Raw genomic sequence first — 13,676 nt, 5'->3', positions numbered from 1 at the left:
AATGCCGCCGAGGCCTGGCTTCGGCGGCATTTTTAGCTATGGCCATCTCCCCCAACCCGCGGTTTTCCTGGAGTCTTCATGAGCGGACTGATCCCTCAGCGTTTTATTGAAGACCTGCTTGATCGTATTGATCTGGCAGAGCTGATCGGTTCCCGCATTCAACTGAAAAAAGCCGGCGCAAACTACAAGGCCTGCTGCCCGTTCCACGACGAAAAAACACCGTCGTTCAATGTTCGGCCAGACAAAGGCTTTTACCACTGCTTCGGCTGTGGCGCCCACGGCGACGCCATCAGCTTCATCCGGGAACTGGAAGGCCTCAGCTTCAACGAGGCGGTGGAAGACCTGGCCAGGCGAGCGGGAATGGAAGTGCCCTATGACCAGGCGGCGCGACAAGAGATGCAGCAATCACGGTCACTGACCGATGCGCTGGAATTCGCCAACCGGTTCTACCAAGCCTCCCTCGCCGGCCCCCAGGGTGGCTTCGCCCGGGACTATCTCTCCCAGCGGGGGCTGGATGACAATATTATTCAGCAATACCAGCTGGGGTTTGCCTCTGGCACTGGCACGGCATTGTTTGACGCCACACCCGCGGACCTCAAAACCGGCCTGACCGAAACAGGCACGGTTTCGGACAAGTATGGCCGCCCACGGGACCTGTTCCGCAACCGGGTCATGTTTCCGATTCGCAATACCCGCGGCAAGACAGTGGCCTTTGGAGGCCGCACTCTGGGGGATGACAAGGCCAAGTACATCAACTCTCCGGAGTCTGATGTGTTCCACAAAAGCCGGGAAGTCTACGGACTTTATGAGGCTCGGCAAACGCTCAGACAACTGGACAAACTGCTGGTCGTGGAAGGCTACATGGATGTCATCGCTCTCGCGCAGCATGGCATTCACTACGCAGTGGCAACGCTTGGCACGGCGACCAACCAGGACAACCTGAACGCGCTCTTAAAGCACGTGCGTCACATTGTGTTCTGCTTCGATGGCGACCAGGCAGGCTTCCGCGCCGCGGACCGGGCCATGGAAAACGCGCTCGAACTGATGGCAGACGGCCTGCACCTGCAGTTCCTGATGCTGCCGGAGGGCGAAGACCCCGACACACTGGTACGGAAAGAAGGTCGCGAAGCCTTTGAAGAGCGGGTGCAAGGCGCCACACCCTTCTCCCGCTTCCTGTTTGAGCGGCAGAGCGAGGGACTCGATCTTGATTTGCCGGAGAACCGGGGCGAACTGAGATCCCGGGCGGAGCCGCTGCTGAACAAAATGCCCAAAAGCACCCTCCGGGATGCCATGTGGCACGAAATGCTTCGTCTGTGCAGCAACCGAAAGCAGTGGCAGGACCGCAAAGGCGACTACAAGGGCAACTGGTCGAAAGACCGGAAGAATCGGGTCACCGAGGAACGCATTGACGTTCGGCTCAGCAAGGACAGCGTGTTGTGCCTTGCCCTGCTGGAATCGCCGGACCTGGCAGCAGACGTCTCGGAGCTGGCCAGAAGCTCCCGGCAGTTCCGCCGGGCACTGGACTTCGCAGACTGGATCACCGGCCAACAGATCAGCGACAAGAAAACGCTGGTACGGAAACTGGCATTTGATCGACAGGCCAGAGAACGGTTCTACCACATGTTCGACGACATCGAACATATTCCCCCGAGGGAAAGCACACTGGATGCCGCACGGGAACTTCTGAGCCCCAATGAGGAAGCATCCAGACAACAGCGACTGGCAGCACTGTTACGCAATTTCGCCAACCTCTCCAGTGAGGAGCGAAAGGAACTGAGAGACCTGAGCAATCGCGCTCAGTAACAGCAACACTTGAAACTAGCTGAACCGATCACCATCTAAGCAGTCGGTGGCAGCGTATTTGAGCGACAGCTATAATGGCTGTTTAAGTTTTTTTCCTTCAAGAGCGAGTTCACAGGGTGTCTATGGCGGGCAATTCGCAAAAATCACGTTTGAAAGACCTCATTGCACGGGGCAAGGAACAAGGTTACCTGACCTATGCTGAGGTAAACGATCACCTCCCGGAAGACATCGCTGACCCGGATCAGGTCGAAGACATCATTCGCATGATCAACGACATGGGCATCCAGGTAACTGAAGAAACACCGGATGCCGACACCCTGCTGATGACCGAGGGTGATTCCACCGCTGACGAAGCGGCCGCGGCTGAAGCCGCAGCGGCACTGGCGGCCGTGGAAACCGACGCTGGCCGAACGACCGACCCCGTTCGCATGTACATGCGGGAAATGGGTACCGTCGAACTCCTGACCCGCGAGGGCGAGATTGTCATCGCCAAGCGTATCGAAGAAGGCATTCGCGATGTCATGGCCGCTGTCGCCCACTTCCCGGGCACAGCCAGCACCGTCATCCAGGCTTACGAGCGCATTCTTGAGAACGAAGGGCGCATCAGTGACATCGTCACAGGCTTCCTCGATCCGGACGATGCCGAGCCGTTCATGGGTGAAGAGAGCACCGCTGACTCATCCAACGACTCCGCCGATTCCAACGACGACGATGACGATTCCGACAGCGACGAAGAAACGGACAACGGCCCGGATCCGGAAGAAACCCGACTGCGTTTTGAGCTGCTGAGGGAAAAGCTGGACGCTGCCGAAAAAGCCCTGAACAAACACGGTCGCGGTCACAAAAAAACCCAGGAAGCCCTGAACGAACTGGGTCAGGTATTCGCGCCGTTCAAACTGGCCAATAAAGCGTTTGACGAACTGGTCAACGTAGTTCGGTCAACCAACGAGATGGTTCGCGAAAACGAGCGCGCCATCATGCAGATCTGTGTGCGCGACTGCAAAATGCCTCGCAAGGACTTCATCAAGACCTTCCCGGGCAACGAAGTGAATCTTGACTGGGCAGCGGACATTTCTGGCAGCAAGAAGCCCTACGCCGGCGCCATCGCCGACCGTGCCGACGAAATCACTCGCCTGCAGAAGCGTATCCAGCACCTGCAGACCGATGTCGACCTGGACGTTGCGGATATCAAGGAAATCAACCGCCGGGTTTCCATTGGCGAAGCCAAGGCTCGCCGGGCAAAAAAGGAAATGGTCGAGGCCAACCTGCGTCTGGTGATCTCCATTGCCAAGAAGTACACCAACCGCGGCCTGCAGTTCCTTGATCTGATCCAGGAAGGCAACATCGGCCTGATGAAAGCGGTAGACAAATTCGAATACCGTCGCGGCTACAAGTTCTCCACCTATGCGACCTGGTGGATCCGTCAGGCCATCACCCGCTCCATCGCGGACCAGGCCCGGACCATCCGGATCCCGGTTCACATGATCGAAACGATCAACAAGCTGAACCGCATTTCACGGCAGATGCTGCAGGAAATGGGTCGTGAGCCCACCCCGGAAGAACTGGGTGAGCGCATGGACATGCCAGAGGACAAGATCCGCAAGGTATTGAAGATCGCCAAAGAGCCGATCTCCATGGAAACCCCGATCGGCGACGATGAAGACAGCCATCTGGGGGATTTCATCGAAGACATCCAGGCTCTATCGCCTGTGGACTCAGCCACGGCCGAAGGCCTGCGCGAAGCCACCCGCTCTGTGCTGGCCGGCCTGACCGCCCGGGAGTCCAAGGTATTGCGGATGCGTTTCGGTATCGAAATGAACACCGACCATACCCTGGAAGAAGTCGGTAAGCAGTTCGACGTAACCCGGGAGCGTATCCGTCAGATCGAAGCCAAGGCCCTGCGCAAGCTGCGCCACCCGTCCCGCTCCGATCACCTGCGCGGATTCATCGACGACCAGGGCAGCGGTAACGGCTGAACTCGACTGCCGCAACAGTAGCGGGCGCCTGACCTCCCCGGTATAATGGCGACCGCCTGTTTCCTCTCCGGAAACATCCCTTCAAAAGCAGACGCTTGCATGGGCCTATAGCTCAGTTGGTTAGAGCAGGGGACTCATAATCCCTTGGTCGCTGGTTCGAGTCCAGCTGGGCCCACCATTCCTTACCCTCCAAAGAATTCTCCGGAACTCAACTCACCTATAACCACCTGCAAATTAAGGCATTATCTACTCAACACATTCCTGACAATTCCAGAGCGAGCCGCTAGAAACCAAGGTTTTTAGGGGGTATTGTTGGGGGTACGTTTTCTGAACTGCGTATTTTTAGCCCCAAAATACCCCCAATTCGGAGCCCCTCCCATGACCAGAGCTGCCAATAAGCTGACTGAAACAGCGATAAGGCACGCAACGTTCAGCAGGTTTGGCAAGCGAAAAAAGCTGGCTGATGGCGCAGGCCTCTTTCTGGACGTTCAAAAAGCTGGGCGTTATTGGCGAATGAAATATCGCTACAGTGGGAAGGAAAAGCTATTAGCTTTGGGGGTATATCCTGAAGTTTCCCTCAAGGAGGCCCGCGTAAAACGCGACGAAGCGAAACGCCTCCTGGCTAACAATATCGATCCAGTAGCCCACCGCCAGCGAGAGAAAGTAGCGCAAATAAAAGCCTCTGCCACAACGTTCAAAGCGGTAGCGCTGGAATGGCTGGAACAAGTGCATAAGAAAAACGTAGGAGCTACTACCTATCCCAAGAATGAACGCCGACTGGAAATGTACGCCTACCCCAAGCTAGGCCGGTTTCCGATTTCAGAAATAGAGCCTCCCGATGTACTTGCGGTATTGCGCGAGATTGAAAGCAAAGGCCACGTAGACAACGCCCACCGACTAAAAACGCTCGTTGGCCAGGTGTTCAGGTACGCCGCAAGCACAGGCCGTGCGCAACGGGACGTTACAGCTGACCTCAGAGGGATACTCCCCGCCCCAAACGTCAAACACCACCCGGCTGTCACCACGCCTAATGAAATAGCGGCCATGCTAAGAACAATAGATACCTACTGGGGAAGCCCTACCGTGTGCTTAGCGCTCAAGGTTTCCCCTTATGTTTTCCTGCGCCCCGGAAACCTTCGACAAATGCGCTGGAATGAGATTGATTGGAAGACGAAAACATGGACTACCGATACCACCAAAAACGGCGAGCCGCTAATCGTCCCGCTGGCTGACCAGGTAATTGAGCTACTCCATGAGTTAGAGGGAATTAACGGCAATCGGGAATGGGTTTTTCCCAGCGGTCATGGTAGAGGACGCCCGATGAGTGAGAACGCCATTACAGCGGCGCTGAATCGCCTTGAGCTACAAGGGGTCATGACAGCTCATGGTTTCAGAGCGATGGCAAAGACAGTGCTGACAGAGCGCCTGGGCTTCAGAACCGAAATCATTGAAATGCAGATGGCCCATAGAGTGAGAGACGTTCACGGCAGAGCCTACAACCGGACAACCTGGCTGCCAGAACGCAAATCTATGATGCAGCAGTGGGCGGATTACCTAGACAACCTGAAGAAGCCAAAAAACAACCTCACACCTATTCATCACAACATTAGCTAATAATAAGTTTGGCCGCGTCTATCCAGGCCAGGAGAAAAGCGGGAGCCCTACCCGCCTGACGCGGCTTTAATTCTAGGGGCGCAAAAGGGAGCGCAGGTGTTGAAAAAGCTCGCTAGCTTGAAAAGATGGCTAACTCTCGAAGATGCAGCATCTCATTTATCTCTAATATTTGACGAGTCCGTTACTTGTAGGGACCTTATTCAATTAGCCTGCGAAGAACAGCTCACTCTCTCGTTAATTATCCCGGACGCAACACAAGTCGTTCCGTATCGGGAAACTCCTAACGCTCACAACGAGTACGTTCCATCGTCCGACCCCAGAGAAGACCCAGCTGCATTGATTGCACTATTAAGACTGCATACACGACTGGAGTGGGCCTTTGCAGTAAACAGAGAAAAACTGTTTGAGCCGGAGTTTGAGCATCTCACTCAAGCATCGGGCCTCTGGAGCCTCCCCATGATTGAGCACACCGCCAACCCATCCCTCCTCGGGCAACAACTCAAGTCACTTCTTTCTACCGACGCCCCATCGCGAAACGAGACAGATTTGGACCCTCGGCTGGGCCCCATTGTTCTACAACACTCCGAAACTCAAGAGTACTACGCCCTAGTCCACCAGACGGAAATATTCGAAGACACAGATACAACAGACTGGGAACCAAAAGACTACGTTCTACCACAGCAACGCTTGCCTCGAGACTCAAGTATTGTCGTCTCGCAACCGCACCTGCGGCAGCTCATAGACTCACTCACAGATAACAATCTCAGCCTCTCCAGCACTCAGCCAATAAATCAGGATCTCTCACAGGCTGGGGCAGAGCCGGAACTCAGGCGCACCCAGAGAGCTTTGGCGGCCCTCGCAATAGGGTTGGCAGAGAGGCATCCAACTTATCGACACGGCACCAAGCCAAATGCGCTACAGCTTGCCCGAATAGCCACAGAACACCTTAGAGACGAAACCAGCGACCGCACACCGCACGGGTTCAGTGAAACCATTGTGCGCCAAGCCATCTCCGACTCACTCAAGGCGTGTCCGGAATTTCAGAAATAGGCCTCTGCCAGCCGTCACCTATTTTTGACAACCGTCACCACTAACCTGCCAGCTATAGGAGGATTACCCCGAATCCAATCGGAACCAAGGGGTAATCCGAAATGACCGAACGAGCAAGAACTTCAGATCCAAGCCAACAGCAAATTGAACGAATGTTGCGCCGCAAGCAAGTAGAAGCAATTACTGGCCGAAGCCGCAGTGCAATTTACGAAGGCATGGCCGATGGCACATTCCCTAAAGCCGTAAAAATCGGAGCGCGAGCTGTAGCGTGGCCCGAATCGGCAATACGTCAATGGATCGCAGAGCGTATGGGAGAAGCAGCATGAAAAAAGAAGCGCTCGCCACCACAGCAAAGCGCCTGCGCCATCATATCACCGCGAGGCTTTACCGGTTAATCGTCGCACTGCTCGCAGGGCCACTCCCCCGTGAAACCGCAGACCGAGTAGCAGGAGCCAGCAACAGTCCTCACTACATCCAAGAACTGAGGAAAAACTTCCTTTTAAAAATCGATACTGAGCGAGTAGAAAAAATAGACCGCGATGGTTTACTTACTCGCCCTGGGGTTTACCACCTCTTGCCAGAGTCGCGCGAACTGGCGAGACACCTAATCCAGCCAGACTCACCAGCCTCATCAGAAGCTGATAAGGCGGCTTAGCGATGGCGAAAGACCGACGCGCAAGGATGACTGGGAAGGCGGGGCGATCCCCCTTCCTGGGCATCCCTCACCCCGTTATAGACAGCCAAGCCTATAGAGGCCTGAATGGCTGGGCAGTAAAACTACTAGTCGATATTGCAGCTCAATTTAAAGGCAACAACAACGGTGACCTCTGCGCCCCATGGTCAGTAATGCGAGATAGAGGCTGGAAATCGCCAGGAACGCTAGACAAAGCCCTCAAGGCGCTACTTAATGCAGGGCTAATTGAGATAACTCGGCAGGGAGGCCGAAACCGGTGTTCGCTCTACGCCATCACCTGGCGGCCGATAGATGAATGCAAAGGCAAACTCGACGTAAGACCTACCCAAGGGCCAAGCGCCCTTTATCTAAATCCACCTAAAATAGATGAACTGAAAAAGGCAGCCTAAAACGCAATCGTTGCACGCTATCAGTATCGACTTGCTCCCTATTTGTATCAGTGCCCATGAACCTGCCCCCTTGGCTGGGGGCACTACCCGCAATTTGTATCAGTCATACCCCAAACCCAAGCCTCACTACTCGCAATTCGTACACCTTTATAATTTACCAGGGGAGGGCGATGCCTTACCTTCTAATACCGTTTGAGCCTGAACAGATGGGGGGATGCAGAAGTTCCGCGCCCTCATCAGCAAGACCGCCAGCAAAACACGCAACTATCGCTAACTCACTTTGCTGGACAATTTCAGCCAATCTCTCAGCGGGGCGCCAGGATCTTATGTCGAGTATTTATACGGTTTAAAAGTCCACCTACTACTGTTCCGATGGTTAAACCTAAAAATACAGACACTTAAAAAGTGTCACGCTAGTCGGCACGATTCGTGCTCAACAAACTTCAACCACTCAATCGCTACGCAATCAGAAATAAGGACATTTCTATGACGATCCGCTTCTTGCTTTCTGGTCTAGCCGTCCTGCTACTAACCTTTTGTTCGACAGCGTTTGCAATACCGCTCACATATGAACTAGAAGATTCGCATGTTGAACTATACGGTGGGGGTTTAGAAGAAGTAACAACCATCGTTCAAATTAATGGTATAAGAGTCAACCAATCACACTACTCAGTCACTTTCGATGGTCGCGCAAGCTGCATCAGTGTATTCGATGGTTGCGATAACCCAGACGATGACTTTGCATTTCAGACCGAAGAGGATGCTAGATCCGCGTCGAAGGCACTATGGTACGTGGTAGATAGCATTACTTTCTCGCTGGGTTCGGGTTTTAATTGCTTTGGTCGTATCTGGCATGTTAGCCAAACCGATTGCCTTGTCATCACACCGTACGGCTTGGAGGAGAGACAAGTGAGCTGGGCAGATGACCCCGTTCCATTCTTGCTTCATGGTGCGTTAAACATAGGGGTAGGAGGAGATCCGAGGGTTATTGACCGGGTCAGCGTATCAACTAGCAGTGACTGGTTTGTTGACCAGGATGCATATCAGTACATTAATGCAGCTTATCCTGATCCCTTCGTTTATGCGAAGTGGACTCGTATAACCCCACCTTTCTATGTAGACGAGACATCTCTTTATAGCCTGCTGGTGCTCAGCCTTAGCATGATGCTGTTCGCTAGATACAGAAAAAGGGATTCCACTACGTAGGCGGCTCGACACTAATAACTCCAGCGAACATCACCTCTAACCGTGATGCCCCGGAAAAAAGACATAGCGACCGAATGTGTTAGCCGGTCAGAAATGGGGGTATATAAGGGGGTACATAAAAACCACCAAAAAACCAAATACCTATTTTTCATATAGTTAAGAATTAAATTCGGTGGAAGCTGGGCCCACCATTTCAAACTCCCAAACCCATTTTTGGCAACATCCAGAGACGGTCCACAGTCTCACCGGCTCAGCCACCGATAGGGCAAAGCCCTTTAGTGCAGCTTTGGCTGGAACCTCGCCCCAACCCCAAAAGACTTATCTTTATCCTGACGCGAACATTAGTGAGAAATCACCGGGCAACAAAAAAGCCCCGGCGAAACCGGGGCTTTCCAGCAGCCTTTGTGCAAATGGGATCAGCTGACTTTGCGGCGTGCAACACCCAGACCAACCAACCCCAACCCCAGGAGAACCAACGAGCCGGGCTCAGGCACTGACACATCTGTTCCCAGCGGGGCAATGTGACTGATAACCCACTGGCTATCACCAGGGTCCGGCAGGTTCAGACCCGCAGGTAAGAGTGACGTATCAAATACCGCCCAGCCCCGATTAAATTCGTTTTCCAACAGAGCCCAGACACCAGATTTTTTCAACAGGATATACTGTGACTCGTAAGAGAGTTCAAACGCATAAATCGAGGACTCACCATCCACCAGTAATGCTTCTTGATCTGGAACCTTATTGGCCTCTACATAGGTTGTTGGGCCCACACCATCCTCGGCGAGCAGATTGTTTACCCAACACAACTCGGATGCGTGCCCACTCCCTGAAGGGCCACTGGTACAGGCGCCATCCGGGTTTTCATTCAGGTTGTCGGTATACCCGATCAGCCCGTCCAACTCACCTACATCCACGCCATCAAGCATATACGCCGAAGCTCCGCTGGCCATTATCATTGATACAGCCACTGCTGCGGACTGAATAAGCGTCTTCATCACTTTTTCCCCCATCCTAGGGATTCTTATGTTCCTTGCCTTTTTCAAACGGGCGACGAAATCTCTCCGTACACACCACTTTCACCGCATCGATAAAGAAAAAAGCATCTAAACTCGCACTCGCCTTTCCGAATACAAATTTGATGCCAACAAAAATAAACCCTATTTAAAGCAGAACTCTATATATCTAGACACCGGACCTCATCGAATAACATGTATTATTTTGCAACACCCAGTAAAGCCGCCCGAAAGCGGGTAGCGGCATATAATAGTCCGAACGACCTTAAACACACCGGCTGCTAAATTTCCCACCCCGAAGCCATTCTTTTGTGACGCTCTCGAGCGATCCGTACGTCATAAGACTACGACAAGGAACAACGCAGCCACGCGAAGTGGCGGCCAAACTCGAGCCTGGGAGACACCCGGCCATGTAAAAAATGCTGACGTTTTATCCACAACATCCCAAGAATCCTCAACTTTTTAAGGGGGAACATCTTTAAACCTGTGATAAGCCTGGACCGCTCAGGCAGGGGCCGAAAGAAAGCAATGGCTGTCTCGCAATGGCCCGGTCTTGATAAGGTCGGGGCAAGGCAAGGCACTCATTTCAGTAGAGCAAGGAATAGGCACAGGCCGGGCCTGTGATGCAAGTTGCGAAAGATTCAACTGTTTTTCATTGATACCTATATTTTTGGTCCGATGGGTTCGAGTCTTCTTCGACTCCCTCCCTAGACCTTCGCGAAGAACCGGAAAGTTCCGGCGCTCCGCGCTGAATTCGCTCGGCCATTACCGCTTCCAGTCACTGTCGATCATTTTTACATCCCAGAAAGTGACGGAATATTTCACAGCAATTTTAAGAAGCATTTAACAAATCGGTTATTGACATGTATTGACATAATATCCTGTTTTTTTTCGGAGTAATTTTCTCTGTGCAGGAAGAAAAATTACATCTTTGGAACCAACATGTACTGGCACGATCTCTGCTCATATTCTTTGGCAGTACCTGCTTCTAGGACGGTACGCCATCAAGGCACCAGCCTCCAGTAGCGAAACCAGGGGCTCAGGGAAGGTCACTTTGTTCTTAGAGAGGATGCCGTTACGCCCCGATTAATTGAACGCAGGTGGTGAATGTGGAAAGGGAATTGAAAGGAGTTGGTGTCAGTGCGGTGACCATTCTGCTTTTGATCCCATACGCAGACCTGAATTCACACTTCTACAGAAGAGTGCAAACGATGTTCAAGAAAATTCTACCCATGTTGGCCTTCCTTGCTTTTGCAGGAACGGCGTACGCAGTTCCCACGACCTTCAACTTCTCGTGCGACGGCACCGTAGACCCTGCTAATTGCGCCGGGGATGAAGGCGGTTCGATTACTATCGATTACTTCGCTAATGGAGGAGGTGGCTATACATATGAAATTGAAATTGACAATGTCTCGATAGACGCACTCGTTACCGGTTTTGGCTTTGATTTCACGCCGGATTTCGTGTTTTCAAACATGTCAAATTTCTATATCGAGCGTTTAGAGGCTGACGGAACCACTTACACAGATGTTACCAGTAACTGGAATGTCTCGGAGGGTACTCAGAGCGTCAGCAATGGTTCGTCTTTCAACGGTATTTTTCTCGACTTCATTGACTTCGATGCTGCACAGACAGGCAACGTTAACAACTACGCTGTCGCCAACTTTGGAGTTTTGGACGGTTTTGCCAGTTTCGACTATACGGAGGTGTTGACAGTTGATGGAGCCCTCATGCGACTGCAGCGGTCTGGAGACCAGCTCGATGGCAGCCTCAAACTCGTTGACCTGGATACACCGCCGAGAAACGTACCTGAGCCGGGCACTCTTGGACTGTTAGGATTGGCTCTCGCTGCACTTGGTTTCAGACGGCGTCTTTTTTAACCGAGCCTAGGGGACACAAGGTGAATTTTGGCCCCGCAAAGCGGGGCCTTTTAAAGCCTGAACTCACTTCTCAGAGCAATCAGCCTCTAACACGACCTTCGGAGCCGAGAATCTAATCGTGTCAGTATTTTTTACAGCCTGACACGAAGCTCTATCGTCAAATGCTTGCGCTAATGGCGATAGCCCGGCCAGCTCCACCGAGTCAACTGGCTCAAATTGGTATGAAAACAAATATGAGCTCTCTGACGCGCTTCAAGCATCCGATTTAGCTGAGCTTCATTGCGGGTGTCAAGAAGCCCCGCTTCCAGTTCCCAAACCTTGTCCGATGGCCCTGACGCCCCCCCTTTCTCTTGATATCAAGCATCCCTGCGTTCGACTGACCGTGCCGTAAGTTTTACTGGCACTGTGCCCGACCACGGTTCTCCTATGGGAAACAAATCCAGGGAACATTGAAGCTATTCACAATTTCAGCATTCAACGAACCTTGAAGCCATACCACGCAAACAGAATAAACATGCCGTTACCTTCTGTTTTATCGATATTTTTTCCTGACTTCGTGCGACTCATGATCGACCGAAGCCAAATGCCCGTCAAATAGGTCAACGTCCGAAGCGACAGATCCCCATAAAATTAAACCTGAACAAACGTACCAGTCAGTTTTCTCCGTATGGCGGACAAGGACTGGACAGAAAAATAAAGAGACGATGGAGTGTATGTATGGCTTTCGCTTCCCGGTTATCAGTACGGGCGGTTTCCCTCACGCTGATGTCCCTCACTACCCCCCCTTTTGCCAACGCCAGCATGGGCAACCTCGGCACCAGTTACGGCGTCATGCCTGTCGATGTGGCCACGGCCCAGTCAATGTCCATGTTCAACAGCCAGGTCTCGGCCACCTATTACAACCCGGCTTACCTCACCAGCGATCCTCGTGGAGAGCTGACTACCGGCATCCTTCATGCGGAACAGGAACTCCGGTCCGCTAACCCCAATGCCAACGGCGACATTCTGTCCAACACGCCGAGCCAGCATGTGCTGATCGGCATGAAAACCAATCTGGGTTCGCTGACCCGCTACGACCATCCGATCTATCTCGGCTTTATTGCGGGCGTGGAAAAGTACGGCAAGGAAATGCTGGCCTTCAGTTCCGAGACCAGCGAGTCCGGGCAATACCTGCAGTACGGCAAGGAACCCCTGTTCCTGAACATTGGTGCTGCTACCCCAATCTGGCGAGGTGTGTCAGCGGGTGTGTCAGCACGAATCACGCTGGACGCCACGGCAAAACTCGATGCGGTATCAACCCTCGGCGGCGAAACCAGCCGCGAGCGCCTGTCGGTCAATGCAGAGCCCTCGCTGAAGACCATTCTGGGGGTCAGCGCGGACCTGGGCAGCACCTTCTGCCCGGACCGGGACTGTTACCTGCAGGGCTGGGAAGTCGCCACGGCCTATCGGACCAAGTCGTCGGCGTCCACCACCGTCGATTCCAACATCATCGTTACCCAGACCATTCCGGATCCGGGCCTGAGTCTGGCGGTATCCACCATCGATTCCTTCCAGCCGGAAACCCTCGTTCTGGGTGCCCAGTACGAGACAGAGAACTGGCGCATCGGTGGCTCCCTTGAACAGCAGAACTGGTCTGATCTGGAGAAGGAATTCACTTCAGACACCATCAAGGATCAGCAATCGGTTTCATCGGCCGATCGCATCCGCTTTGATGACATTGTGATTCCCCGGCTGGGCGCCGAAACCCGCCTGAACCCGAATTTTGCGCTGCGTGGCGGCATCGCCTTCGAGCCCTCCCCGCTCAAGACAACCCGCAATCCCGAAATCAACTACCTGGATACGGACAAGATTGTTCTGGGCCTGGGTTTCAGCGCCACCTACGACCGAACCCGCCTGCTGGCCTACCCGGTAAGGTTTGACCTGGGCTACCAGTACCAGCAGCTGCAGGAACGGGATTTCACGCTGGTGGATACCTCAGGCGCGGAAACCGGGGTCACCGCCGACGGCGATATTCATGTGTTCAGCGGTTCACTCACGTTGAAGTTCTGAAG

At 53.2% G+C, this 13,676-nt stretch carries 10 protein-coding genes and 1 tRNA gene; 10 read left to right on the top strand and 1 reads right to left on the bottom strand.

Annotation, left to right across the window (positions count from 1 at the left end; translation table 11 throughout):
• The first annotated feature begins 78 nt into the window (after positions 1-78).
• The 8 genes from dnaG to QVZ43_RS08580 all read left to right on the top strand — a co-directional run bounded on the left by dnaG (position 79) and on the right by QVZ43_RS08580 (position 8,732).
• Positions 79-1,803, top strand: a complete 1,725-nt coding sequence (dnaG, locus tag QVZ43_RS08615; protein WP_302909595.1) for a DNA primase — start codon at positions 79-81, stop codon at positions 1,801-1,803.
• 122 nt (positions 1,804-1,925) lie between these two features.
• Positions 1,926-3,779, top strand: a complete 1,854-nt coding sequence (gene rpoD / locus QVZ43_RS08610; protein ID WP_302909594.1) for an RNA polymerase sigma factor RpoD — start codon at positions 1,926-1,928, stop codon at positions 3,777-3,779.
• A gap of 101 nt (positions 3,780-3,880) precedes the next feature.
• Positions 3,881-3,957 (top strand) — tRNA-Ile (locus QVZ43_RS08605).
• A gap of 200 nt (positions 3,958-4,157) precedes the next feature.
• Positions 4,158-5,393, top strand: coding sequence for a tyrosine-type recombinase/integrase (locus QVZ43_RS08600; RefSeq protein ID WP_302909593.1), 1,236 nt, complete (start codon positions 4,158-4,160; stop codon positions 5,391-5,393).
• Positions 5,394-5,489: 96 nt separating this feature from the next.
• Positions 5,490-6,443 (top strand): hypothetical protein, encoded by a 954-nt coding sequence (locus QVZ43_RS08595; RefSeq protein ID WP_302909592.1) that lies wholly within the window; start codon positions 5,490-5,492, stop codon positions 6,441-6,443.
• Between the two features lie 101 nt (positions 6,444-6,544).
• Positions 6,545-6,769, top strand: coding sequence for a helix-turn-helix transcriptional regulator (locus QVZ43_RS08590; protein ID WP_302909591.1), 225 nt, complete (start codon positions 6,545-6,547; stop codon positions 6,767-6,769).
• The gene (locus QVZ43_RS08585; RefSeq protein WP_302909590.1) at positions 6,766-7,098 is read left to right on the top strand and encodes a hypothetical protein; all 333 of its coding nucleotides are present in this window, start codon (positions 6,766-6,768) and stop codon (positions 7,096-7,098) included. Before QVZ43_RS08590 ends, QVZ43_RS08585 begins: the two co-directional genes overlap by 4 nt.
• A gap of 914 nt (positions 7,099-8,012) precedes the next feature.
• On the top strand, positions 8,013-8,732 hold the full coding sequence (locus QVZ43_RS08580; RefSeq protein WP_302909589.1) for a hypothetical protein: 720 nt from the start codon (positions 8,013-8,015) through the stop codon (positions 8,730-8,732).
• Between the two features lie 416 nt (positions 8,733-9,148).
• Here the strand turns inward: QVZ43_RS08580 and QVZ43_RS08575 are convergent, their stop codons facing one another.
• A complete protein-coding gene (locus tag QVZ43_RS08575; RefSeq protein ID WP_302909588.1) occupies positions 9,149-9,742 on the bottom strand; it encodes a PEP-CTERM sorting domain-containing protein in 594 nt (197 codons plus the stop codon).
• A 1,112-nt stretch (positions 9,743-10,854) separates the two neighbouring features.
• On the opposite strand from QVZ43_RS08575, the gene QVZ43_RS08570 reads away from it, so the two are divergent.
• A complete protein-coding gene (locus QVZ43_RS08570) occupies positions 10,855-11,625 on the top strand; it encodes a PEP-CTERM sorting domain-containing protein (RefSeq protein ID WP_302909587.1) in 771 nt (256 codons plus the stop codon).
• Between the two features lie 717 nt (positions 11,626-12,342).
• The gene (locus QVZ43_RS08565) at positions 12,343-13,674 is read left to right on the top strand and encodes an outer membrane protein transport protein (protein ID WP_302909586.1); all 1,332 of its coding nucleotides are present in this window, start codon (positions 12,343-12,345) and stop codon (positions 13,672-13,674) included.
• Positions 13,675-13,676: the final 2 nt, after the last annotated feature.

This window comes from Marinobacter suaedae, from assembly GCF_030519635.1.
Classification (GTDB): Bacteria; Pseudomonadota; Gammaproteobacteria; order Pseudomonadales; family Oleiphilaceae; genus Marinobacter; species Marinobacter suaedae.
Note: the sequence above shows the minus strand (reverse complement) of the source record. Positions and strands in the feature narration are given on the sequence as shown.

Coding starts and splice junctions, on each gene's coding strand:
- dnaG (WP_302909595.1), top strand. CDS start 79: ATGAGCGGACTGATCCCTCAGCGTTTTATTGAAGACCTGCTTGATCGT.
- QVZ43_RS08580 (WP_302909589.1), top strand. CDS start 8,013: ATGACGATCCGCTTCTTGCTTTCTGGTCTAGCCGTCCTGCTACTAACC.
- QVZ43_RS08565 (WP_302909586.1), top strand. CDS start 12,343: ATGGCTTTCGCTTCCCGGTTATCAGTACGGGCGGTTTCCCTCACGCTG.
- QVZ43_RS08590 (WP_302909591.1), top strand. CDS start 6,545: ATGACCGAACGAGCAAGAACTTCAGATCCAAGCCAACAGCAAATTGAA.
- QVZ43_RS08600 (WP_302909593.1), top strand. CDS start 4,158: ATGACCAGAGCTGCCAATAAGCTGACTGAAACAGCGATAAGGCACGCA.
- QVZ43_RS08575 (WP_302909588.1), bottom strand. CDS start 9,742: ATGGGGGAAAAAGTGATGAAGACGCTTATTCAGTCCGCAGCAGTGGCT.
- QVZ43_RS08585 (WP_302909590.1), top strand. CDS start 6,766: ATGAAAAAAGAAGCGCTCGCCACCACAGCAAAGCGCCTGCGCCATCAT.
- rpoD (WP_302909594.1), top strand. CDS start 1,926: ATGGCGGGCAATTCGCAAAAATCACGTTTGAAAGACCTCATTGCACGG.